The organism is Thioclava sp. PTB-PU3-1, from assembly GCF_055666785.1.
Genome location: NZ_JBVNVL010000005.1, coordinates 308,754 through 330,620 on the forward strand (window position 1 = coordinate 308,754; position 21,867 = coordinate 330,620).

Here is a 21,867-nt window from a genome sequence, read left to right on the forward strand (position 1 = left end):
ACGACAGATCGGAGACGCCATGCGCTTTCTCACCCGCTCCCTGATGGGGCTGTTTCTTCTGGCGCTGACCGTCGGCCTGCTGGCGATCGGCGGCTTCTCGATCTTTCAGGCGATGCAGGCCCGCAATGCCGAGAACGGGCGCGCGCCGACCGCGCGCGAACGGGTTTTCGCGGCCAATGTGATCCCGGTCGCCTTCAAGACGATGTCGCCGGTGCTGACCGCCTATGGCGAGGTGCGCTCGACCCGCGAGCTGGAGCTGCGCGCCTCGGCAGCGGGCACGATTGTCGAGCTTGCCTCCGATTTCGAGGATGGCGCGGAGGTCGAGAAAGGCGAGCTTCTGGTCAAGCTGGACCCGGCAGAAGCGCAGGCGGCGCGCGACAGCGCCGCGGCGACCGTGGCCGAGGCAGAGGCCGCGCTTGCGCAGGCGGAACGCGCTTTGGCCATATCGAAGGACGATGTGACAGCGGCGCAACGGCAGGCGGACCTGCGGCTCAAGGCGCTCGACCGGCAGCGTTCGCTCTCGGAGCGGGGCGTCGGCTCGGCGGCCAATCTGGAGACCTCGGAACTGGCGGCCTCGGCGGCCGATCAGGCGGTGCTGAACCGCCGCTCGGCATTGTCGACCGCGCAGGCGCAGCTCGATACCGCGCGCACCTCGCTGACCCGCGCCAAGATCAGCCTGACCGAAGCCGATCGCAAACTGGCAGATACCGAAATTCGCGCCGAATTTTCAGGCCGTCTGGCCGAGGTGAATGCGGTCGCGGGCGGGCTGGTGTCGAATAACGAGATGCTGGGCAAGCTGATCGATCCCAACGCGCTGGAAATCGCCTTCCGCGTCTCGACCGCGCAATTCGCGCGCCTGATCGACGATCGGGGCGCGCTGCGCGATCTGCCCGTGGGCGTGGAGCTGGTCGCGGGCGAGGAGACGCTGACCGCCAAGGCCGAGCTGTCGCGCGTCTCGGCGGCGGTCGATGATGGGGTGACGGGGCGTCTGCTGTTTGCGCGCGTCACCGATGGCTTGGGCAATCTGCGTCCGGGCGATTTCGTGACCGTCCGGCTGAAAGAGCCCGCGCTCGAGAATGTCGCGGAGATCCCCGCCGCAGCCGTCGATGCGGATAGCACGGTTCTCGTGCTCGGCCCGGAAGATCGCCTGGAAAGCGCCGATGTCTCCGTGCTGCGCCGTCAGGGCGACGCTGTCATCATCCGCGCCACATTCGCGCCCGGCACCGAGATCGTGGCCGAGCGCACGCCGCTTCTGGGTCGCGGGATCAAGCTACGCCCGATGCGCCCCGGTCAGCCGCAGGCGGCCACCGAGCCCGAGACGATCAATCTTGATCCCGAGCGCCGCGCCAAGCTGGTCAGTTTCGTCGAGACGAACACCGCGATGCCCGACACTGCCAAGAAACGCTTCCTTGCCGAGCTGAAGCAGGACGAGGTGCCCGTCGCTACCGTCGAGAAGCTCGAATCCCGGATCGGAGGCTGAGATGGCGTCTGGCCTCGATCCCAGAGAGCTGCCGCCCGGTCGCGGGCTGATTGGCCTCTTCACCCGCCACGCGACCCTGGCGAATATCGTGCTGGTGGTGATGATCTGCGCGGGGCTCGTCGCCCTGCCGCGGATGCGCGCGCAGTTCTTCCCGGATTCGGTCGAGGAATCGATCACCGTCTCGGTGAAATGGGACGGCGCAGGCGCGGAGGAGGTCGACCGGGCGATTGTTCAGGTGCTGGAACCCTCGCTGATTTCGGTCGAGGGGGTGGAAGCCTCGGACAGCCGCGCCTCAGAAGGCTCGGCGCGGATCAGTCTCGATTTCGAACCCGACTGGGACATGTCCCGCGCGGTCAATGATGTCGAGAACGCGCTGGCCTCGGCAGGCGATCTGCCCGAAGGCGCGGAGGATCCCGAAGTGGCGCGCGGCGTCTGGCGCGACACGGTGACCGATCTGGTGATCACCGGGCCGCTCTCGCCCGAGCAACTGGGCCGCTTGGGCGACGAGGCGGTGGTGCGGCTCTATCAGCAGGGCGTCACGCGCACCTCGCTTGCCGGGATCGCGGCCCCCGAAACGGTCGTCGAAGTGCCGACAGTTTCGATGATGGCGCATGACGTAACGCTGACCCAGATCATCGACGTGATCTCCGCCGAGGCGAATACCGATCCGGCGGGCGAAGTGGCGGGCGGGGCCACGCGGGTGCGCACTGGCGAAGAACGCCGCTCCGCTCCCGAGATCGAGAACCTCGTGATCCGCACCGAACCGGACGGCTCGCAGCTGACCGTGGGCGATGTCGCCAATATCCGCGTCGAAGGCGGCGACCGGAACCGGGCCTATTTCGTGGGCGACAACTCGGCGGTGGTGATCAATGTCGCGCGCTCGGCGGCGGGCGATGCGATCGCGATCCAGCATAAGGTCGAAGGCGTGATCGACCAGATGCAACCGACGCTGCCCGCGGGCACCACGATGGATCTGGTGCGCACCCGGTCCGACGCCATCACGCAGCGCCTCGACCTGCTGGTGGGTAACGGGGTGCTGGGGCTGAGCCTCGTGCTGGTGCTGCTGTTCCTGTTCCTCAATGCGCGCACGGCCTTCTGGGTGGCGATGGGGATCCCGACCTCAATGGCTGCGGCTCTGGCGGTGATGTATTTCACCGGCATGACGCTGAACATGATCTCGATCTTCGCGCTCATTCTGACGCTGGGGATCGTGGTCGATGATGCGATCGTGGTGGGCGAGCATGCCGATTTCCGCGCGCGCCATCTGGGAGAGCATCCCGTGCTCGCCGCCGAGAACGGCGCGCGGCGCATGGCGGCGCCGGTCTTCGCCTCGACCCTGACGACCGTAATCGCCTTCGCAGGGCTGACCGTGATCGGCGGGCGCATGGGCAATATGATCGTCGATATTCCCTATACGGTGATCGCGGTGCTCGCCGCCTCGCTGATCGAGTGTTTCGTGATCCTGCCGAACCACATGAGTCACGCGCTGCGCCACACCTCCGAAGGCAAGTGGTACGATTGGCCCTCGCGGCAGGTGAACCGCGGGCTCGACTGGTTCCGACGCGTGGTGATGAAGCCGCTCACCCGGCTCGTCGTCATCGGGCGCTACCCGGTGATCGCGGCAGCGATCGCGCTTCTGCTATGGCAGGTCAGCTTCGTGATGTCGGGCAAGGTGCAATGGCGCTTCTTCAACCCGCCCGAGCAATCGACGGTGAACGGCGCCTTCTCGATGGTCGAAGGCGCGACCCGGGCCGATACCGAAGAGATGATGCGCACGATGCAGGCGACCGTGACCAAGGTCGCCAAGGAATTCGAGGACGAATACGGCGTGAACCCCGTCGAATACGCGATCGGGCAGATCGGCGGCGCCTCGGGGCGGGGGCTGGCCTCTGCCGATACCAAGGATGCCGATCTTCTCGGCTCGCTTTCGATCGAGGTGATCGATCCCGATTACCGGCCCTATTCCAGCTTCGATTTCGTCTCGCGGCTGCAGGCCGAAACCCCGCGCCTGCCGCTGGTCGAAGAGATCAGCTTCCGCCGCTTCCGCTCCGGCGGGGCCGGGGACGGGATCGCGGTGCAGTTCTCGGGCAATGAGACGCGCATCCTGAAAGACGCCGCCGAAGACCTGAAGACGCAGCTTGCGCAATTCCCCGAAGTCTCGGCGGTGGAGGACAACCTTGCCTATGACAAGCAGGAGCTGATCCTCGATCTCACCCCGCAGGGCGAGGCGCTGGGCTTCGACATTGCGACGCTGGGTCGTGAATTGCGCGCGCGTCTGAACGGCACCGAGGCTGCGAGCTTCCCCGATGGGGTGCGCTCGGCCACGATCCGTGTGGAACTGCCCGACGAAGAGCTGGCCGCCGATTTCATCGACCGGATGCAGCTGCGCGCGCCCGGTGGCGAATGGGTGCCGCTGGCCGATATCGTCTCGGTGCGCAGCCAGACCGGCTTCTCGACGATCCGGCGCGAGGATGGCGTGCGGCAGGTCTCGGTCACGGGCGATGTCTCCGAAGACGATCCCGCGCGAGCCAACGAAATTCTGGCGCGCATCTCCGACGAAATCCTGCCGCGGATCTCCGAAGAACGCGGCGTGGCCTATACGCTCACCGGGCAGGCCGAGCAGGAACGCGACTTCATGAACGACGCGATGATCGGCCTGATCATGTGCCTGATCGGCATCTACATCGTGCTCGCGTGGATCTTCGCGAGCTGGACAAGGCCGATCGTGGTGATGTCGGTGATCCCCTTCGGCGCGGTCGGCGCGATCTGGGGCCACTATGTCTGGAACCTGCCGATGTCGATGTTCGCCGTGGTCGGCGGGATCGGGATGATCGGGATCATCATCAACGACGCGATCGTGCTGATCTCCACGGTCGACGAATATGCCGAGAAGCGCGGGATCGTGCCTGCGATCGTCGATGCGGTCTCGGATCGCCTGCGCCCGGTGCTCCTGACGACGCTGACGACGGTTCTGGGCCTCGCGCCGCTTCTCTACGAACAGTCGAGTTCGGCCCTGTTCCTGAAATCCACCGTCATCACGCTGGTCTACGGTCTGGGCTTCGGGATGATCATCGTGCTGCTGGTCGTGCCCGCGGTGCTCGCGGTGCAGCTCGATTTCGGGCGGCAGGTGCAGGCGGTGCGTCACGGCGTGCGGGTCGTGCGGCTGCGCGCTGTGCTGGCTGGCGTCGCGACGCTGATGGCCGTGGGCTTCGCGCTCACGCTGGGCCGCGCGATGTGGGAGGGGCAGGCGCTGATGCCCGCCTTCGGAGGCTTTGCGCTGATCGCGGGGATGGTGGCGATGGGGGCGGGGCTGATCGCGCCACGGCTGTTGCGCGGCCATATCCGCCACAGACCGCCGCCGGAAGCCTGACGCGCCTGATCTCCGAGAGAGTTGATTACTCGGTGCAGCCCATGATCTCGACCGCGCCGCGATCCGAGAGCACGGTGATGCGCAGATCGCTCGGGTCGAGGTCGAAGGGCTTCGCGTCCGGCGGCACGAAGTCGGCGCTGGTCACGAGCGTGTCGCCCTCACGGTGGCTGTCGGCCTCGGAGACCCAGACCGGGCGCGAGGCGAGTTCCAGAAGCGCGTTTTCCGCGCCGATCGCGGGCGGCAGATCGACTCGCGCCGTCAGTCGAACCCCATCGCGCGTCGGCTCCGTCTCGCAGCGCGTCTGCGGGTCGATCTTGCGCGGCTCGCGGGCAAGCGCCGCCTGAATTTTCGGGTCGGGCGCGCCGTCTCCGGTGACCTCGGTCTGCAGATGAAGGCTGACCGGAACACAGATATTGTCGCAGATCCCGATCATCACATCGGCTTTCAACTGCACCGGCTTGCCCGGATCTTTCGGCGTCACCGAGATCGGCAGCACGACGCCGTCGTGATAGCCGACGGTGCGCATACCGGAGGACAGGAAGACTTCCGGCGCGGGCCAGTGGACCACGGCCGAGGCGAGATTGCTCGACCCGGTGAACTGAATCTGCGGCGGGATGCCCGCATCGCCAGGCGAGCGCCAATAGGTTTTCCAGCCGGGCGCGAGCGCAATCTCCAGCGCCGCCATGCGGGTGCCGTTGGCGCCTTTTCCGCCTGCGCGCAGTTGCGCCTGCTCCAGCCCCGGGGGCGTCGGCAGTGCGGGCATGGACGCGTCTTGCGGCGTGACCTGCTCTTGCGCGGCGATCTGCGCGACAGCTTCCTGGGCCGCCACGCCGAGCGGGCAGCAGCCGAGCAGGATCCCCATGACTGGTAACAAACGTGTCATATGTTTTACCTAGTCGCTTCCCTGCACGTTCAGAAGTCACAAACGCGACAGAAGCGTGCAACATTTTGTCCCGGCGCGCGGCAATGCGAAACAATTCCTGCGTCTGGCTTGAATAGACGCGCCGCTCGCGCCACCTTGAAAAGAGATGGGATGCAACTGCGAAGGGGAGCGAGATGGACCTGACAGGCAAGTTTCTGATCGCGATGCCCGGTATGGGCGATCCGCGATTCGAGCATTCGGTGATTGCCGTCTGCGCCCATTCCGATGAGGGCGCGATGGGCCTGATCATCAACAAGCCCTTGCCGACGCCCGCCTTCTCGGACCTTCTCGAAAGCCTCGATATCGAACGGCCCGGTGCGGATATCCGCTTCGATCAGCCGATCCTCTTTGGCGGTCCGGTCGAAACCGGGCGCGGCTTCGTGCTGCATTCGCCCGACTGGACGACCGGCGAGGGGCAGATGGAAGTCACTGATCGCCTGCGGATGACCGGCACGCGCGACATTCTCGAAGATATCGCGATGGGGCGCGGCCCGAACCAGGCGCTGATGGCGCTGGGCTATGCGGGCTGGGGGCCGGGTCAGCTGGAGGAGGAAATCCTCGACAATGGCTGGCTCACCGCCGAGAGCGACGCCGATCTCGCGCTCGATGCCGAGCATGAGACCAAATGGGTGCGCGCACTCGAAGGCATGGGGATCGACCCGCGAACGCTTTCTGCTGCGGCGGGTCATGCCTGAGGGCTGAACGGGGAGGGGGCTCTGCCCCCGCGCTGATGCGCCCCCCCGGGATATTTAAGCCAACACGAAGAGGCGATCAGTCGCGCGGGGCAGCCGCGCGGCGCAGGCGGTCGTTGATCGCACGCCCGAGGCCGGTTTCCGGGATCGGGGCGAAGGCGAGCGTGGCGAGGCCGCGCGTCCGGGCGAGCGCGTCGCCCTTGCGCAGCATCGCGAAGAGGTTCGCCGCCGCCTCGGTCAGATCGCCCGAAGGCGAGAGGTTCAGATCGGCGGTCGGGCAATCGCCGCCGAAGCCGATCCAGACCGCATCCGGGCGCGGGGCGGTCACATCCAGCAGCACGGCGGCGCCGGGCGCGTAATGCGATTTGAGTTGCCCCGGCGCGTTGGGCTTGGCCGCGTCGCCGCCCGTTGGCAGCGGCTGGCCGATCAGCGCCTCGATCTCTTCGGCGGCGACCCCGCCGGGACGCAGCAGCGCGGGCGGATCGAGCGCGAGGATGGTGGATTCCACCCCGACCTCGCAGGGGCCGCCATCGATCACCGCCGCGATCTTGCCGCCGAGACCGTCCATTACATGCTGGGCCGCGGTCGGGCTGATCTTTCCCGAGGGGTTCGCGGAAGGCGCGGCGAGCGGGCCGCCGAATTCGGTCAGCAGCGCGCGGGCGACCGGATGCGCGGGCAGGCGGATCGCGACCGTGTCATGCCCGGCCGTTACCAGATCGGAGAGCCCGGCCTCGGGGCGCAGCGGCAGCACCAGCGTCAGCGGTCCCGGCCAGTAGCGCGCGGCGATCTGGCGTGCATCGTCGGAGACCACGGCGATCTCTTCCGCGGCCTCGATCGACGGCAGATGCACGATCAGCGGATTGAACTTCGGACGCCCCTTCGCCGCGAAGATCGCCGCCACCGCGCGGTCGTTGCGCGCATCACCTGCAAGCCCGTAGACCGTCTCGGTCGGCATTGCGACCAGTTCGCCCGCGCGCAGCAGGGCGGCTGCCTGCGCATAGCCCTCGGCATCGGCGGAAAGGAGTTTCGTGTCTTGGCTCATGCAGTCGTGACGCAGCGTTGGAGTTGAAGGGGGCTGCCCTTGCGGTAGGGTATCGGCAACCCGACAGGACATAGACGCGCGCGCGGCAATTGCCAAGCTGCCCGGAGGAGACCCATGACTTACCGTTCCCCCGTCACCGATATTCGCTTCATTCTCGACCATGTCGTGCCGCTCGCACCGGTCGCGGCCACCGAGATGTTTGCTGAGGCGACCCCTGATATGGTCGAAGCGATCCTCACCGAAGGCGGCAAGCTCTGCGACGAGGTGATCGCGCCGACCAATCGCGACGGCGATCTGACGCCCGCGAAACTGGAGAACGGCGTTGTGCGCTCGCCCGCCGGTTTCAAGGAGGCCTTCGCGGCGCTGGCCGAGGGCGGCTGGATCGGCATCGCGGCGGACCCGGAGCATGGCGGGATGGGGCTGCCGCAGGCGCTCAATGTCGGTTTCAACGATATGCTCTCGGGCGCGAACCTTTCGCTGCAGCTCAACCCGCTGCTGACGCAGGGCCAGATCGAGGCGCTGGAGCACCACGCCTCCGACGAGATCAAGGCGCTGTATCTGCCCAAGCTGATCTCCGGCGAATGGTCTGGCACGATGAACCTGACCGAACCGGGGGCGGGCTCGGATGTGGGCGCGCTGAAGACCAAGGCAGTGCCCAATGATGACGGCACCTATGCGATCTCGGGGCAGAAGATTTTCATCACCTGGGGCGACAATGATTGCGTCGAGAATACCTGCCATCTCGTGCTGGCGCGTCTTCCCGATGCGGCTCCGGGCACGAAGGGCATCAGCCTCTTCATGGTGCCGAAGCTGATCCCGGATGCCGACGGCAAGCCGGGCGTCGCCAACTCGCTCAAAGTGGTCTCGCTGGAGCACAAGCTGGGCATCCACGGCTCGCCCACCTGTGTGATGAGCTATGAGGGTGCGACCGGCTGGCTCGTCGGCGAAGAGAACAAGGGCATGGCCGCGATGTTCACGATGATGAACAACGCGCGTCTGAACGTGGGTGCGCAGGGCATCGGCGTGGCAGAGGCTGCCTATCAGCAGGCGCTGGCCTATGCGAAGGACCGGGTGCAGTTTGCGCCGATCGTCGAGCATGCCGATGTGCGCCGGATGCTGGCCGGCATGAAGGCCGAGATTTTCGCGGCACGCTCGATCGCGCTGGCCTGTGGCGTCGCGATCGACATGGGGCGCGCGACGAATGATGCGAATTGGCAGGCCCGCGCGGCGCTGCTGACGCCGATCGCGAAGGCTTACGGCACCGATATGGGCATCCGTGTGGCGTCGACCGGCGTGCAGGTGCATGGCGGCATGGGCTTCATCGAAGAGACCGGTGCGGCGCAATATCTGCGCGATGTGCGGATCACCACGATCTACGAGGGCACCAACGGCATTCAGGCGATGGACCTTGTCGGCCGCAAGATGATGGATGAGGGCAAAGCCGCCTTCCGTCTGCTGCAGGAGATCGAGGACGAGGCGCAGGGCGCGCGGGGCGATTTCCCGGTGCTGGCCGAAGACGTCTGGCAGGCCGCCGAGGAATTGCGCGAGCATACCGAGTGGATGGTCAGCCAAGGCATGCAGGACCGCTTCGCGGGGGCCGTGCCCTATCTCGACGCCTTCGCGCGGGTTCTGGGCGGCTATTACCACCTGCGTGCCGCGATGGCCGAGGGCCGCGATTCCGCGCGTGGTCACTTGGCTGCCGTCTATATCCGCCGCCTGATGCCCGCCTATGCGGCCTCGTTGGCCGAGGCGAAGGAAGGGGCGGAAGGGCTTTACGCGCTCAGCGTCGAAGATCTCGAGGCATGAGGGGCGAGGACGCCCGCGTGTCGATGAATGGCATCCGCTACCCTTGGGCGGAGCCGCCCGAGCCGGGCGGGGCGATCGAGGTCGCGCCCGGGGTGATGTGGATCCGTCTGCCGCTGCCGATGGCGCTCGACCACGTCAATTGCTTCGCGCTCGATGAGGGCGATGGCTGGGCGCTGGTCGATCCCGGGATCGACACGCGCAAATGCCGGACGGCGCTGCAGGCGGCGATGGATGGGCCGCTGGGTGGCAAGCCGGTCACCAAGGTTCTTGTGACGCATTACCACCCCGATCACATCGGGCTGGCGGGCTGGCTGCAGGAGCAGGGGGCCGAGCTGATCACGACCCGCACCTCGTGGCTGTTCGCGCGGATGCTGCAACTCGACCCGCAGGACCGGCCCGTGTCCGAGACGCTTGATTGCTACCGGCGCGCCGGGATGGACCCGGCGCTTCTGGACAAGCGCGCCAACGAGCGGCCCTTCAACTTCGCCGATTGCGTCCATGCGCTGCCGCTTGGCTTCACCCGGATCGTGGAGGGCGACGAAATCACCCTCGGCGGGCGGCGTTGGGCGGTGAAGATGGGTGACGGGCACGCGCCCGAACACGCGACGCTGTGGAGCTTGGACGACGATCTGGTTCTGGGCGGCGATCAGCTTCTGCCGTCGATCTCGGCCAATCTGGGCGTCTATGCGACCGAACCCGAGGCCGATCCGCTGGCCGACTGGCTGACCTCCTGCGCGCGCTTTACCGAGATCGCGGAGGATCGTCACCTCGTGCTGCCCGGCCACAAGCTGCCCTTCACCGGGTTGCCGCTGCGGCTGCGCCAGATGATCGAGAACCACGAGGGCGCGCTGAAACGTCTGCGCAAGCATCTCGACACCCCGCGCACCGCCTGCGAGTGCTTCCCGCCGCTGTTCAAACGCCAGATCGACGAGAGCACCCACGGGCTCGCGATGGTCGAAGCGATGGCGCATCTCAACCATCTTTGGCACAAAGGGGAGGTGAGCCGCACCTTGCGAGAGGACGGCGCCTGGCTCTGGAGCCTGACATGACCGAGATACGCACCACCGCCGAAGCCCATGAGGAAGCCGCCCTTCCGAATGCGAAAGTGGTGCATACCTCGGAGAACGCGCCGAAGACCGCCGAGGTCAAACCGCTTCCGCCCGAGTTGGCGCGCGGACGGCCCGAGGATAAGAGCCCGGCGCAATGGGCCTATGAGCGGGTTTTGCTCTATATCCAGAACTTCGAAGAGCAGCTGCAGGAAGACGAGGAGGTCGTGCTTGGTCTCACCGGCGGCGAGGCGGGCGTCCTGCAGATCGAGGGGATCGGCTTTTTCGACCCCGACATCCTCACTTTCGACGGCACCGACGAATACGGCGCGCGCACGCAGCTCATCCAGCATTTAACATCTTCCCCTCCCTGAAGGGCGGGGATTTCCACTTCGGCCCTATGCGGCATCGAACCGCTCCGGGCCGAGATGAGTTGACGCTTCATGGGCGGCTGATGCCTGAGCCTCCACGTCCAGCAACGGAGCGTTCCCCCGCTGATCCTCGTCCCGGGCGAGGGCCCGGGCCAGGATATTCTTCGCCGCGTTGATATCGGCATTGGTTTGCGCGCCGCAGGCGGTGCATGCGAAGAGAGCTTGGCTCTCGCGGCTCCTCGCATCCACATGGCCGCATACGGCGCAGGTCTGGCTGGTGTAAGCGGCCGGGACCTTGATCAGGATCCCTCCCGTTTCCTCGAGCTTGTAGCCGAGCATGCGCTCCAGCGCATGCCAGCCGACGTTCAGAATCTCCCGGTTCAGCCCGGCTTTTTGCGCCACGTTACGCCCCGGCGCCTCCGCCGTGCCGCGCGCAGAGCGGGTCATGGCGCCGATCTTGAGATCCTCGATCGCCACCAGCCCATGATCCCGCGCCAATCGGCGCGACAGCACATGGGCCAGGTGGGCCCGGACCCGGGCGTCCCGCGCCCGCAGGGTGGCCAGGCGGCGGCGCGCCCGCGCATAACGGGCCGATCCCCGCTTGCGGCGCGACAGCGTCTTCTGGGCGCGGCGGATCGCGGCCCGGCGCCGCTTCACCGTCTTCGGAAGATGGACCATCTCCCCGGTCGAAAGCGCGTAGGGCACGGCCACGCCGCGATCGATGCCCACGGCGGCGGCCGGAACCAGCCGCTCTTCAATCTCGCAGCGGGTTGCGATCGAGATCTCCCAGCCGCCGTCGGGGCGGCGCCGGAGCGTCGCGTTGCGGATCTCGACCGTGCCATCGGCCCGGGCGCGCAGCGGACGGGTGTCGCGATAGCGGATCCAGCCGATCTTCGGGATGCGGACCTCTGACCATTTTGCGTTCAATTTTCGCAGCGCGATCTCGCGGCCAACATGGCGGAAACTGTCCGCCGCGCCCCGCTTGCGCGGGCGCGGATATCCGGCCCGCCCCTCGAAAAAATTCGCATAGGCTCGATCGAGATCGATCAGGGCCTGGTTCTGCGCAGTCTGGCTGATGGCACGGATCCAGTCGAAGTCGCTACGAAGCTCTGAAAGCTCGCGCGAAAGACCTTTAGCACCGAAATTCCTTGGATCGCCGCCGGCAAAAGGCCGGCCGCCCCATGTTCGCCGCTGCTCTAGCGCCAGATTGTAGACTAGGCGCGTGACGCCAGCCGTCTGCGCGAGCAGGACTTCCTGCTCCGGCGTCGGCTTGAGCCGGTAGACATGGCCACGGATCGTCTGCATAGTCAAATTATAACATTTGGTCTTAGGGTTCTCAATATGGAATATAGATCGGGAAGACAAGTTGTTAGCGACCTCCATGTCCACTTGGTCTTTGTAACCAAGTCCCGGCGTGGTCTTCTTGACGCTGATGCTCATCAGCGTCTTAAAGGTGCCTTCGAGAAAGTCGCCGCAGGCTTCGGCGCCACTGTGGTTGAATGCGATGGCGAGGACGATCACATGCATCTGTTGCTGGAGTATCCAGCAACAGTGCCGGTTGCGAAGCTTGTCAACTCATTGAAAGGGGTCGGGTCGCGGCTATTGCTGCGCGACCGTGAAGATTTGCGGCGCCGCAGCCCGAAGGGCCTTTGGTCGCCGAGTTACTTTGCCGCCAGCTGCGGCGGGCCGCCCCTCGATGTCATCCGCGACTATGTGCGGAAACAGAGAGCGCCGACGGCATAAAACTGCCTTCTCCCTCCCCGCCCTAAAGGACGGGGTTCCCGGGCATTGGGTGAACCAGCTCAACGTGATGCTGATCGCGCAGCCGAAACCGGTCGCGGACGAAGCGGCGCGCCGTATCGGCTTCCGGCTCGCCCGCGCGCTGGAAGAAGAAAATGCATCTGACAGCGCGAACCCTCAAGACGAGGCGTGACAGCTTGTCGCGGCTCGGCTAGTTTTCCCTCTGGGAGACAGCGCAAAAGGGAGAACGCGCAATGGCCGAGTATAAACCGGGCAATATGGACATTCGTGACCAGGAGAGAACATTCAGCGGTTTTGTTCGCTTCGTCACGATTTCGGTGATTGTGATCATCTGCTTTCTGGTGTTTCTCGCTCTCGTAGGCGGCTGACGCGACCGGCGGCGGCTGAAAAAGACATGCTTGGGAACGGGAGATCGGGCAGATGATGCGCGTGCTTCTTGTCTGCCTGATGCTGCCGCTTCTTCTGGCTGGCTGCGGGGCGGATAACATTTATGCCTCGGATGCCGAGGTTGCCAAATATCGCTATGTTTCCGACGAGCCGCCTTCGGTTACGCTCTATACCGTGATCTCGACCAATACCGGGTCGGGCGGTCATTCGTCGTTGCTGATCAACGGGCGTGAGCGGATCATCTTCGATCCGGCAGGCACCTGGAACCATCCCTGGGCGCCCGAGCGCCACGATGTGCATTTCGGCATTACCGAGAAGATGCGGAAATTCTACATCGACTACCATGCCCGCGAGAGCTGGTATGTCCGCGCCCAGAAGCTTCCGATCACGATGGCGCAGGCCGATCAGCTGATGGCTCGCGTGGAGCGCAACGGCTCGGTCAACAAGATGATGTGCGCGGATTCGGTCTCGAGCGCGCTGCGCGACATGCCGTGGCTGCACGACAAGGTGCCCTTCACCTTCTCGCCGCTGAAATTGTCGAAGGCGTTCGGGCAGTTGCCGGGCGTGACCGAGAAGGATCACTACGACAACGATCCCGACGACAATTCCGGCGTGCTGATGATCCAGCAGCAGCCCTACAACCACGGGGACACCCAGTTCAGAGAGTGAACGGGCCTTCAGACATCGCCTCGCCTGCGTGACAATGCGCGGGCGAGTGCGGGGCCCGCGACCAGCACCAGCAGGAAGCGGGCGATCTGCATCGCCATGACGAAGGGCACATCGACCTGCGTGCCCGCCGCGATGATCGCCACCGAATCCGCACCGCCGGGGCTGGTGGCGAGATAGGCGGTCACAGGCTCGATCCCGGCGAAATAGACCAATCCCATCGCGAAGGCCGCGCAGAGTGCGATCAAGGCGATGATCGAGCCGAGGATGCGCGGCAGCAGCCTTGCGGCATGGCGCAACACGGCGCGGGTGAAGCGCATCCCGATCCCCCAGCCGACCACCGCATAGCTGATCGCGAGCACGGTCTGGGGCAGGGTGATCTCCAGAAGGCCGGTGGCGCTCGCAATCAAGCCGAAGGCCATCGGCAGCAGCAGGCCGCCGCCCGGAATGCGCAGCCGCACGCCCAGGAAGGCAGCCCCGATCCCGAGCGCGAGCGTCTCGACCGCGGCGACGACGTCCATCGGGCCTTGCTCGGCGAGTGCCGCGCCGACATCCCTAGCCTGCGCCACGCCGAAGAATTGCACGACGGCGGTTGCGGCGATCGCACAGCAGGCGACGCGGGTATATTGCATGACGGCGACAAGACGCATGTCGGCCCCGTAATCGTCCGACATCAGCGTCATTGCGGTCGCGGCACCGGGGGAGGAGCCCCAGATCGCCGTCGTGCCGGGCAAGCCGCCCGCCCGCGCCATCACCCAGCCGAGCGCGCTTGCGCCGAGCACGGTCGAGAGCGTCCCGGCAAGGAAGATCGGCCAGTCGCGGGCGATCTCGGGCAGGATCGAGGCGGGAAGCTTCGAGGCGATCATCACGCCCACCACACCCTGCGCCGCGATGAAGCCCAGAGGGGGCAACCGCACCGCCCCGCCGCTCGCGGCAAGCGCGATCGCGACCGCCATCGGCCCCAGCAGAAGCGCCGCCGAGAGATGCGCGAGGCTCAGCGCGAAGGCCAGAAGCGCTGAGCCTGCGAGGAGGACGGCCCAGCGCAATGCAGGGGGCCAGCGGTCGGGGGCATATCGGAAGGGAGGCAATGAGCGCATAGGGGGCTTTGAAGACGGAAATCAGGTATTTCCGAGCAGATAGGGCGATGCGCGTCAAGCGCCCAGCGAAATAGGGGCGGAAATTGCCCGGCATATCGGCTTTGCGCGGCGCTCGTGGCAGAACTCCGCCAGAGCCCGCGCAGAGATCTGCCAGCTTTCTTGTCGCAGCGGTGTGAGTTGAATTGATCCCTGCGCGAAACCGGGCACCCTAGAGCCAGTCCCGCTTTCAATGCGGGCAATGTCATATGGGAGGAAAGGATGTTCCAGAACATCAAGCTCGGCGCGCTGATCGCCGGGGCCGTGGCGCTGAGCGCGCCCGTCGCGAAGGCCGAGAACTTCATCAACATTCTCACCGGGGGCACCTCGGGCGTCTACTATCCGCTCGGCGTGGCGCTGTCGGAAGTCTATGGCGAGACGATGCCTGACGCGCGCGTGCAGGTGCAGTCGACCAAGGCCTCGGTCGAGAACCTCAACCTGCTCCAGCAGGGCCGGGGCGAGCTGGCCTTTGCGCTGGGGGATTCGGTGAAGGACGCCTGGGAGGGTAACCCCGAGGCAGGCTTCAAGGCGCCGCTGGGCAAGCTGCGCGCCATCGCGGCGATCTACCCGAACTTCATTCAGGTCGCGGCCCTCAAGGATGCGGGTGCCACCACGATCACCGATCTCAAGGGCAAGAGTCTCTCTGTCGGCGCCGCGAAATCGGGCACCGAACTGAACGCGCGCAAGATCTTCGACGCGGCGGGCATGAGCTATGACGATCTGGGCAAGGTCGAGTATCTGCCGTTCTCGGAATCGGTCGAACTGATGAAGAACCGCCAGCTCGACGCGACCTTCCAGTCCTCGGGCCTCGGCAACGCGGCGCTGAAGGACCTCTCGACCACGCAGGACGTGACCTTCGTCGCGATCCCGGCCGATATCGCCGAGAAACTGGGCGCGCCCTACAAGGCGGGCGTGATCCCGGCGGGCACCTATCCGGGCCAGGACGCGGATGTGCCGACCGTGGCGATCACGAATATCCTCGTGACCCGTGAAGGCGTGTCCGACGAGGAAGCCTACCAGATGACCAAGCAGCTCTTCGAACATCTCGACACGCTCAAGGCGGCGCATTCGGCGGCCAATGGGATCTCGGCCGAGGCGGCGGTGCAGGGTCTTCCGATCCCGCTGCATCCGGGCGCCGAGCGTTACTACAAGGAAATCGGTATCCTGAAGTAACGCCGCGCAGACACATGGGCAGGGCGGCGCGCTCGGGCGGGTCGCCCTCGCCTTTCGAGGGAGGAGAGAGTGATGGATATGGATAAGGAAGCGGCGGTCGATGCCGTGGTGCATGACCCGCTGGCAGACGGGTTCCCGCATAGCCGCGAGGGGCGCGTGCTGTTCTGGCTCGCGGTGGCCTTCTCGGTCTGGCAGATCGCCTTCGCCGCGCATGTGATCAACCCCTCGAGCCAGATCGCGCGGGCGGTCCATGTGGGCTTCCTGCTGGCGCTTGGCTTCCCGCTCCTCTCGCTTGCCAAGGGCTATGGCCCGCTCGGGCGTTCCGTCGCCTACCTGCTCGCCGCCGGTGGCGTGGCCGTCGCCGCCTATCAATGGATCGAATACACGCCGCTCCTGTTGCGCGCAGGCGATCCGAACACGCTCGATCTCGTGGTCGGCGTGGTGCTTCTGATCACCGTCTTCACCGCTGCCTGGATGCTGATGGGGCCAGCGCTGCCGATCATCGCGGGCACGTTCTTCGCCTATGCGATGTTCGGGCAATATCTGCCCTCGCCGCTCAACCATCGCGGCTACGCGTTCGAGCAGGTGATCGAGCAGATGAGCTTCGGCACCGAAGGGATTTACGGCATCCCGACCTATGTCTCAGCGACCTATATCTTCCTCTTCATCCTCTTCGGCTCGTTCCTTGAGAAAGCCGGGATGATCAAACTCTTCACCGACGTCTCGCTTGGCATGGTCGGCCACAAGATGGGCGGTGCCGCGAAAGTCTCGGTGCTGTCCTCGGGTCTGATGGGCACGATCTCGGGGTCCGGCGTGGCGAATGTCGTCACCACCGGGCAATTCACCATCCCTCTGATGAAGCGCTTCGGCTATCGCCCGGCCTTCGCGGGCGGCGTCGAGGCGACCTCGTCGATGGGCGGGCAGATCATGCCGCCGGTGATGGGGGCGGTCGCCTTCATCATGGCCGAGACGCTGGGCGTCGATTATGTCGAGGTGGTGAAAGCCGCGCTGATCCCGGCGATCCTCTATTTCGCGGGCGCCTTCTGGATGGTGCATCTCGAGGCTGGCAAGCGCGATCTGCGCGGTCTTGCCAAATCCGAACTGCCTAGCCCGCGCAAGGCGCTGAAAGAGGGCTGGTATCTGCTGTTGCCGCTCGCGGTGCTCGTCTACCTGCTGTTCTCGGGCTACACGCCGCTGTTCGCGGGCACGGTGGGTCTGTCGTTGACGGGTCTGCTGATCCTCGGCGGCTCGGTCGCGCTGGGCCTGCCGAACCAGGTGCTGCGGATGATCTTCTGGGTCGTGATCGCGCTGGTCGCAGCCGCCTTCTTCGAGATCGGCATCTGGGCGGTGCTGGGCGCGGTGGCGGTGCTGGTCGCGATCAACGCCTTCAACAAGGGCGGGCGCGAGACGCTGGCGATCTGCCGCGACAGCCTTGCCGATGGCGCGCGCACCGCACTGCCCGTGGGGATCGCCTGCGCGCTGGTCGGCGTGATCATCGGGGTGATGACGCTTACGGGGGCCGCGACCACCTTCGGGCAGTTCATCGTCGGCGTCGGCAAGTCGAGCCTGTTCCTTTCGCTGATCCTGACCATGATCACCTGCATCGTGCTGGGCATGGGGATTCCGACGATCCCGAACTACATCATCACCTCCTCGATCGCAGGCCCGGCGCTTCTGGACCTCGGCGTGCCGCTGATCGTGAGCCACATGTTCGTCTTCTATTTCGGCATCCTTGCGGACCTGACGCCACCTGTGGCGCTGGCCTGTTTCGCCGCCGCGCCGATCGCGAAGGAAAGCGGGCTGCGGATCAGCTTCGAGGCGATCAAGGTCGCCGCCGCCGGCTTCGTCGTGCCCTTCATGGCGGTCTATACGCCCGCGCTGATGCTGCAGGATGGCGGCCCGCTTGCCGCCGAGATCGGCTATTGGCCCGCCGTCGCCTATATCATCATCAAGGCGCTGCTGGCGCTCGCGCTCTGGGGCGTGGCGGTGATCGGCTGGCTGGGCCGTCCTCTGGCGCTTTGGGAACGTGCGCTTGCGATGGTCGCGGGCTTCACGCTGATCGCCGCGCTGCCGCTGACCGATGAGATCGGCTTCGCACTGGTCGCGGCCTTCGGCGCGACGCTCTGGCTGCGCCGCGCGCGGGCCACGGCATGAGCGCGACCTGCCTCATGGTTGGGGCTGCGATGATCGCGCTGGCGCCCTCGGGCCAGTTCTCGCTGGAATGGACCCATTCGGTCGAGAAAGAGGGCTGGCGCGAACATTGGCAGGTGACCGATCACGACACGCTGCGCCTTGTGGGCGCGGCGGTGAAAGGCTCGGGCGCGGGGATGGAGCCGGGTCCGGGCGGTCATTTCGAGGATGGCTGGTGGGTCTGGAGCACGACCGGCCCCGACGTGCCCGATCTGGAACTGGCAGCCTCGGGGGCGACGGTCTCGGGCTGGACTTTGTGCTCGGTCGATTGTCAGGTGATCGGAGCCGAGCGCGAGGCACCGATCCGGATCGCGCCTTGCCCCGCCGAGCCGGGCGACGGCTGAGAGCGATCGAGAGGGAGGGCGCATGGCCAAGCCTGCCGCGCGCATGACATTCTGGCGGGTGATCGCGGTCTGCGCGATCTCCGTCGCGGCGGCGGTGGGCGCGTGGCGCATCGCGCTGTCGGGCATCGACGCGCGGCTTGACCGCAGCCTGATCCTGACCCTGCGCGCGCTGGAAACCGAGATTGACCGCTTCCGCTACCTGCCCGCCGTGGTGGGGCAGGATGCCCGCATCCGCGCGGTGATCGGCACGCCCGATGCACCCGGCGCGGATCTCGCGGCGAACCGCTACCTTGCCGAGGTTCTGGGGCTCTCGGGGGCCGATCAGCTTTACCTGATGGACGGGCAGGGCGTAACGCTTGCGGCGTCGAACTGGGACAGCCCGGCCTCTTTCGTAGGCCACGACTACAGCTTCCGCCCCTATTTCCGCGATGCGATCGCCACCGGGCAGGGCGCCTTCTACGCGATCGGGGTGACCACCGGGGTCCCGGGCTATTTCCTCTCTGCGCGGATCGGGGATCGCGATGGTCCGCCCGGTGTGGTGGTGGTGAAGGTCGACCTCGACCCGCTGCAACAGGCCTGGGCACAGGCGGGGCAGGCGGTGGCGGTGGCCGATCCCGATGGGGTGGTGTTCCTCTCGGGCAATCCCGACTGGCTCTATCACCCGCTCCATCCGCTCGCCCCCGAGGCGCGCGCGCGGCTGGCCGATCTGAAGACCTATCCCGGGCGCGATCCGGCGACACAGGGGCCGCTGATGCAAGGCAGCGCCGCGTGGATGTTCGATGCGAGCGGCGCGCGGCTGCGCAGCCAGACTGCTGCTTTCGGCGAGGGCTGGACGGTGGTGGCCGCCGCCCCGGTGCAGCCCGCGATACTCTCGGCGCTGATCGCGGGGGTGACGGCGGCGCTGGCCTCGGTGCTGGGTCTGGCGCTGGCGAAAACACAGGCGCAGCGGCGGCAGCTCGTGGCGCTGCGCCTGCGCCAATCCGAGATGCTGGAACACAAGGTGGCCGAGCGCACCCGTGCCCTTGGCCGCGAGATCGAGGCCCGCCGCCAGACCGAGGCGGAACTGCGCGCCGCGCAGGAAGGCTTGATCCATTCCGAGAAGATGGCCGCGCTTGGCCGGATGTCGGCCGCGATCGTGCATGAGGTCAGCCAGCCGCTCGCCGCGATGGAGGCGACCCTTGCCGCCGCCGAGATGGGTGCCGCGCGCAGCACCGAAAAGACGGTCGCCCGCATCGAGACCGCGCGCAACCTGATCCGCCGGATGCAGCGCACGATCAAGCACCTGAAAAGCTTCTCGCGCAAGGACACCGCCGCGCTGGAGCGGATCGAGATCGGCGCGGTGGCGGCAAGTGCCCTGGAGCTGGTCGCGCCGCGCGCCCGTGCGCTCGGGATCAAGCCGCGCGTGGTGGTTCCCGATGGTCCGCTTTACGCCAATGCGGGACGGGTGCGGCTGGAACAGGTGTTGGTGAACCTTCTCCTGAATGCGCTCGATGCGGTCGAGGGGCAGCCCGCGCCCGAAGTCGAGCTGCGTCTGGAGGGCGTGGAAGAAGAGCTGCATCTGAGCGTCCGCGACAACGGCCCCGGCATCGCCCCCGAAGACGTCCCGCGTGTGACCGAGCCGTTTTTCTCGACCAAGGAGGAGGGTTCGGGGCTTGGCCTCGGCCTTGCGATCTCGCAGGCGATCCTGTCCGAGATCGGCGGGCGCCTCGATATCCGCTCGACGCCGGGGGCGGGCACGCAGATGATCGTGACGCTCACACGGGTGCGCGAAAAGGAGCCGGTATGACCGCACTGATCCATGTCGTGGAAGATGATGACGACCACCGCGCGGCGCTCGCTGATCTGATCGAGGCGGGCGGCTATGACTGCGAGGGGTTTGCCAATGCGCAGGCGGCGCTCGATGCGTCAAGTTTGCCGGATCTGGTGGTCAGCGATCTGCGGATGCCAGGGATCGACGGGTTCGGCTTGCTGGAGGCGCTCAAGGCGCGCAGTCCCGATCTGCCGGTGCTTATGATCACCGGGCATGGCGATGTCTCGCATGCGGTGAAGGCGATGCAGCTCGGCGCGGAGGACTTCCTCGAGAAACCCTATGACGCACGGCACCTGCTGGCGGTGGTCGATCGGGCGCTTCGGGCCCGCGCGACGCGGACCGAGCTGGGGCGGCTGCAAGACGAGATCGCGCGGCGCGACGGGGCGGAGATCCTTGGCCAGTCGGCGGCCATCGCGGCGCTGCGCGCGCGAATCGCGGCGCTCGGCCCGCTGGAGATCGACCTCGTGGTGACGGGGGAAACCGGGACGGGGAAGGAGTTGGTCGCCCGTGCGCTTCATGCGGCCAGCCCGCGCGCGCAGGGTCCGTTCGTTGCGCTCAACTGTGCCGCATTGCCCGAGACGCTGTTCGAGATCGAGATCTTCGGCCATGTCGCGGGTGCTTTTCCCGGTGCGCAGGACAAGCCTGGCAAGCTGGAGGCGGCCTCGGGCGGCACGCTGGTGCTCGACGAGGTCGAGGCTATGCCGGCGGCGGTGCAGCCCAAACTGCTGCGCGCCTTGCAGGAACGTCAGGTGGAGCGTCTGGGCGAAAACCGCCTGCGCCCGCTCGATCTGCGGATCATCGCGCTGACGAAATCGGACCTGCGCGCGCGCACGCTCGATGACAGCTTCCGCGCCGATCTGTTCTATCGCCTCGCCGGAGCCGAGATCACGCTCGATCCGCTGCGCTCTCTGGGCGAGGATATCGTTCTGCTGTTTCGCCATTTCGCGGAGCTTGCCGCACGCCGCTATGGCCGCGAGGTCCCGGACCTGCCCTATAGCCTGCGCGAACAGCTCAAGCGCCGCCCCTGGCCCGGCAATGTCCGCGAATTGAAAGCAGCGGCGGAACGCTTCGCGCTTGGCCTCGATCTGCCCGACGCGCCGACCGAGGCGCCCTCGGCCCCGCAAAGCCTCGCCGACAGGGTCGCGGCCTATGAGGCGCGCGAGATCAGCGCCACGCTCGAACGCTGCCGGGGCAATACCGAACGGGCCGCCCAGGCGCTCGGCATCGCGCGGCGGACGCTGAACGACAAGATCAGCCGCTACGGGATTCGCGCCGATTAGGCGGTGGTTTTACTCGGGAAGGGGGAAGGTGGTGCTGCTGGAGAGACTTGAACTCTCGACCTCTCCCTTACCAAGGGAGTGCTCTACCGCTGAGCTACAGCAGCGCCGGTTTCGGTCCGTCGCTTCGACCGTGGCGGGGATTTAGACGCAATCGCGCGGGGGTGCAAGGGCAAATCTTGCTCTCTCTCGACAGGATTTCACAGGCGGGTTAAACGAGGCGCCATGACAGGCGGAAAGAAAGATGGATCGGGCACGTCCCGCGATGCGGAATTGAGCCGCGAAGAGCGTCGGGCGCAGGCGCTGCGCGCGAATCTGCAGCGGCGCAAGGCGCAGGCGCGCGCCCGCAAATCCGAATCCAAGCCGCCGAATAACAACGAATCCGAGGGCAGTTGAT

20 protein-coding genes and 1 tRNA gene are annotated in these 21,867 nt (G+C 66.4%); 16 read left to right on the forward strand and 5 right to left on the reverse strand.

The features are described from left to right. The first annotated feature begins 19 nt into the window (after positions 1-19). Positions 20-1,480, forward strand: a complete 1,461-nt coding sequence (locus tag ACZ7GB_RS15220; RefSeq protein WP_472159344.1) for an efflux RND transporter periplasmic adaptor subunit — start codon at positions 20-22, stop codon at positions 1,478-1,480. A 1-nt stretch (position 1,481) separates the two neighbouring features. After that, positions 1,482-4,850, forward strand: coding sequence for an efflux RND transporter permease subunit (locus ACZ7GB_RS15225; protein ID WP_472159346.1), 3,369 nt, complete (start codon positions 1,482-1,484; stop codon positions 4,848-4,850). A 25-nt stretch (positions 4,851-4,875) separates the two neighbouring features. Here the strand turns inward: ACZ7GB_RS15225 and ACZ7GB_RS15230 are convergent, their stop codons facing one another. Further along, positions 4,876-5,733 (reverse strand): protein-disulfide reductase DsbD domain-containing protein, encoded by an 858-nt coding sequence (locus ACZ7GB_RS15230; RefSeq protein WP_472159347.1) that lies wholly within the window; start codon positions 5,731-5,733, stop codon positions 4,876-4,878. Between the two features lie 173 nt (positions 5,734-5,906). Between ACZ7GB_RS15230 and ACZ7GB_RS15235 the strand changes: the two genes are divergently transcribed. Next, positions 5,907-6,467, forward strand: a complete 561-nt coding sequence (locus ACZ7GB_RS15235; RefSeq protein ID WP_078604272.1) for a YqgE/AlgH family protein — start codon at positions 5,907-5,909, stop codon at positions 6,465-6,467. Between the two features lie 76 nt (positions 6,468-6,543). On the opposite strand, the gene ACZ7GB_RS15240 is transcribed toward ACZ7GB_RS15235, so the two are convergent. After that, positions 6,544-7,506, reverse strand: a complete 963-nt coding sequence (locus ACZ7GB_RS15240; protein WP_472159349.1) for an L-threonylcarbamoyladenylate synthase — start codon at positions 7,504-7,506, stop codon at positions 6,544-6,546. Positions 7,507-7,620: 114 nt separating this feature from the next. On the opposite strand from ACZ7GB_RS15240, the gene ACZ7GB_RS15245 reads away from it, so the two are divergent. From ACZ7GB_RS15245 to ACZ7GB_RS15255, 3 genes are read left to right on the forward strand one after another with little or no spacing between them, the layout of a single operon-like run. Continuing rightward, a complete protein-coding gene (locus ACZ7GB_RS15245; protein WP_078571365.1) occupies positions 7,621-9,312 on the forward strand; it encodes an acyl-CoA dehydrogenase in 1,692 nt (563 codons plus the stop codon). Continuing rightward, positions 9,309-10,361, forward strand: coding sequence for an MBL fold metallo-hydrolase (locus tag ACZ7GB_RS15250; RefSeq protein ID WP_472159350.1), 1,053 nt, complete (start codon positions 9,309-9,311; stop codon positions 10,359-10,361). Before ACZ7GB_RS15245 ends, ACZ7GB_RS15250 begins: the two co-directional genes overlap by 4 nt. Beyond that, complete coding sequence (locus ACZ7GB_RS15255; protein WP_078521745.1) at positions 10,358-10,732, forward strand: hypothetical protein; 375 nt, start codon at positions 10,358-10,360, stop codon at positions 10,730-10,732. Before ACZ7GB_RS15250 ends, ACZ7GB_RS15255 begins: the two co-directional genes overlap by 4 nt. A 24-nt stretch (positions 10,733-10,756) precedes the next feature. Here the strand turns inward: ACZ7GB_RS15255 and ACZ7GB_RS15260 are convergent, their stop codons facing one another. Next, entirely contained in the window at positions 10,757-12,169 is a 1,413-nt protein-coding gene (locus tag ACZ7GB_RS15260; RefSeq protein WP_472159352.1) for an RNA-guided endonuclease InsQ/TnpB family protein, read from the reverse strand. Here ACZ7GB_RS15260 and tnpA point away from each other — a divergent pair. The 4 genes from tnpA to ACZ7GB_RS15280 all read left to right on the forward strand — a co-directional run bounded on the left by tnpA (position 12,071) and on the right by ACZ7GB_RS15280 (position 13,546). Beyond that, on the forward strand, positions 12,071-12,472 hold the full coding sequence (gene tnpA / locus ACZ7GB_RS15265) for an IS200/IS605 family transposase (RefSeq protein WP_078522116.1): 402 nt from the start codon (positions 12,071-12,073) through the stop codon (positions 12,470-12,472). The genes ACZ7GB_RS15260 and tnpA overlap by 99 nt on opposite strands. 49 nt (positions 12,473-12,521) lie before the next feature. Beyond that, a complete protein-coding gene (locus tag ACZ7GB_RS15270) occupies positions 12,522-12,662 on the forward strand; it encodes a hypothetical protein (RefSeq protein WP_472159354.1) in 141 nt (46 codons plus the stop codon). Between the two features lie 61 nt (positions 12,663-12,723). Continuing rightward, positions 12,724-12,858 (forward strand): aa3-type cytochrome c oxidase subunit IV, encoded by a 135-nt coding sequence (locus ACZ7GB_RS15275; protein WP_078521743.1) that lies wholly within the window; start codon positions 12,724-12,726, stop codon positions 12,856-12,858. A 52-nt stretch (positions 12,859-12,910) separates the two neighbouring features. Beyond that, positions 12,911-13,546: a hypothetical protein gene (locus tag ACZ7GB_RS15280; RefSeq protein WP_244176559.1), complete on the forward strand. Its 636-nt coding sequence runs from the start codon at positions 12,911-12,913 to the stop codon at positions 13,544-13,546. Between the two features lie 8 nt (positions 13,547-13,554). Here the strand turns inward: ACZ7GB_RS15280 and ACZ7GB_RS15285 are convergent, their stop codons facing one another. Beyond that, a complete protein-coding gene (locus ACZ7GB_RS15285) occupies positions 13,555-14,589 on the reverse strand; it encodes an AbrB family transcriptional regulator (RefSeq protein ID WP_472159355.1) in 1,035 nt (344 codons plus the stop codon). A 309-nt stretch (positions 14,590-14,898) separates the two neighbouring features. Here ACZ7GB_RS15285 and ACZ7GB_RS15290 point away from each other — a divergent pair, with 309 nt between their 5' ends. The 5 genes from ACZ7GB_RS15290 to ACZ7GB_RS15310 all read left to right on the forward strand — a co-directional run bounded on the left by ACZ7GB_RS15290 (position 14,899) and on the right by ACZ7GB_RS15310 (position 21,473). Further along, positions 14,899-15,849 (forward strand): TAXI family TRAP transporter solute-binding subunit, encoded by a 951-nt coding sequence (locus ACZ7GB_RS15290; RefSeq protein ID WP_078521742.1) that lies wholly within the window; start codon positions 14,899-14,901, stop codon positions 15,847-15,849. 72 nt (positions 15,850-15,921) lie between these two features. Then, on the forward strand, positions 15,922-18,003 hold the full coding sequence (locus tag ACZ7GB_RS15295) for a TRAP transporter permease (protein WP_146681591.1): 2,082 nt from the start codon (positions 15,922-15,924) through the stop codon (positions 18,001-18,003). Further along, on the forward strand, positions 18,000-18,383 hold the full coding sequence (locus ACZ7GB_RS15300; protein WP_078521741.1) for a DUF1850 domain-containing protein: 384 nt from the start codon (positions 18,000-18,002) through the stop codon (positions 18,381-18,383). Before ACZ7GB_RS15295 ends, ACZ7GB_RS15300 begins: the two co-directional genes overlap by 4 nt. Positions 18,384-18,405: 22 nt before the next feature. Then, a complete protein-coding gene (locus ACZ7GB_RS15305; protein ID WP_078521740.1) occupies positions 18,406-20,169 on the forward strand; it encodes an ATP-binding protein in 1,764 nt (587 codons plus the stop codon). Then, positions 20,166-21,473 carry a sigma-54-dependent transcriptional regulator gene (locus ACZ7GB_RS15310; RefSeq protein ID WP_472159357.1) on the forward strand — a complete coding sequence of 436 codons (1,308 nt, stop codon included), beginning with the start codon at positions 20,166-20,168 and terminating at the stop codon, positions 21,471-21,473. Before ACZ7GB_RS15305 ends, ACZ7GB_RS15310 begins: the two co-directional genes overlap by 4 nt. A 29-nt stretch (positions 21,474-21,502) precedes the next feature. Here the strand turns inward: ACZ7GB_RS15310 and ACZ7GB_RS15315 are convergent. Further along, positions 21,503-21,577 (reverse strand) — tRNA-Thr (locus tag ACZ7GB_RS15315). A gap of 118 nt (positions 21,578-21,695) precedes the next feature. Between ACZ7GB_RS15315 and ACZ7GB_RS15320 the strand changes: the two genes are divergently transcribed. Next, the gene (locus ACZ7GB_RS15320) at positions 21,696-21,866 is read left to right on the forward strand and encodes a hypothetical protein (RefSeq protein ID WP_165756964.1); all 171 of its coding nucleotides are present in this window, start codon (positions 21,696-21,698) and stop codon (positions 21,864-21,866) included. Position 21,867: the final 1 nt, after the last annotated feature.

What these genes read in the sequence shown, in the direction of transcription:
- ACZ7GB_RS15220 (WP_472159344.1), top strand. Translation starts at nt 20, where the DNA reads ATGCGCTTTCTCACCCGCTCCCTGATGGGGCTGTTTCTTCTGGCGCTG.
- ACZ7GB_RS15225 (WP_472159346.1), top strand. Translation starts at nt 1,482, where the DNA reads ATGGCGTCTGGCCTCGATCCCAGAGAGCTGCCGCCCGGTCGCGGGCTG.
- ACZ7GB_RS15230 (WP_472159347.1), bottom strand. Translation starts at nt 5,733, where the DNA reads ATGACACGTTTGTTACCAGTCATGGGGATCCTGCTCGGCTGCTGCCCG.
- ACZ7GB_RS15235 (WP_078604272.1), top strand. Translation starts at nt 5,907, where the DNA reads ATGGACCTGACAGGCAAGTTTCTGATCGCGATGCCCGGTATGGGCGAT.
- ACZ7GB_RS15240 (WP_472159349.1), bottom strand. Translation starts at nt 7,506, where the DNA reads ATGAGCCAAGACACGAAACTCCTTTCCGCCGATGCCGAGGGCTATGCG.
- ACZ7GB_RS15245 (WP_078571365.1), top strand. Translation starts at nt 7,621, where the DNA reads ATGACTTACCGTTCCCCCGTCACCGATATTCGCTTCATTCTCGACCAT.
- ACZ7GB_RS15250 (WP_472159350.1), top strand. Translation starts at nt 9,309, where the DNA reads ATGAGGGGCGAGGACGCCCGCGTGTCGATGAATGGCATCCGCTACCCT.
- ACZ7GB_RS15255 (WP_078521745.1), top strand. Translation starts at nt 10,358, where the DNA reads ATGACCGAGATACGCACCACCGCCGAAGCCCATGAGGAAGCCGCCCTT.
- tnpA (WP_078522116.1), top strand. Translation starts at nt 12,071, where the DNA reads ATGGAATATAGATCGGGAAGACAAGTTGTTAGCGACCTCCATGTCCAC.
- ACZ7GB_RS15260 (WP_472159352.1), bottom strand. Translation starts at nt 12,169, where the DNA reads ATGAGCATCAGCGTCAAGAAGACCACGCCGGGACTTGGTTACAAAGAC.
- ACZ7GB_RS15275 (WP_078521743.1), top strand. Translation starts at nt 12,724, where the DNA reads ATGGCCGAGTATAAACCGGGCAATATGGACATTCGTGACCAGGAGAGA.
- ACZ7GB_RS15280 (WP_244176559.1), top strand. Translation starts at nt 12,911, where the DNA reads ATGATGCGCGTGCTTCTTGTCTGCCTGATGCTGCCGCTTCTTCTGGCT.
- ACZ7GB_RS15290 (WP_078521742.1), top strand. Translation starts at nt 14,899, where the DNA reads ATGTTCCAGAACATCAAGCTCGGCGCGCTGATCGCCGGGGCCGTGGCG.
- ACZ7GB_RS15295 (WP_146681591.1), top strand. Translation starts at nt 15,922, where the DNA reads ATGGATATGGATAAGGAAGCGGCGGTCGATGCCGTGGTGCATGACCCG.
- ACZ7GB_RS15300 (WP_078521741.1), top strand. Translation starts at nt 18,000, where the DNA reads ATGAGCGCGACCTGCCTCATGGTTGGGGCTGCGATGATCGCGCTGGCG.
- ACZ7GB_RS15305 (WP_078521740.1), top strand. Translation starts at nt 18,406, where the DNA reads ATGGCCAAGCCTGCCGCGCGCATGACATTCTGGCGGGTGATCGCGGTC.
- ACZ7GB_RS15310 (WP_472159357.1), top strand. Translation starts at nt 20,166, where the DNA reads ATGACCGCACTGATCCATGTCGTGGAAGATGATGACGACCACCGCGCG.
- ACZ7GB_RS15320 (WP_165756964.1), top strand. Translation starts at nt 21,696, where the DNA reads ATGACAGGCGGAAAGAAAGATGGATCGGGCACGTCCCGCGATGCGGAA.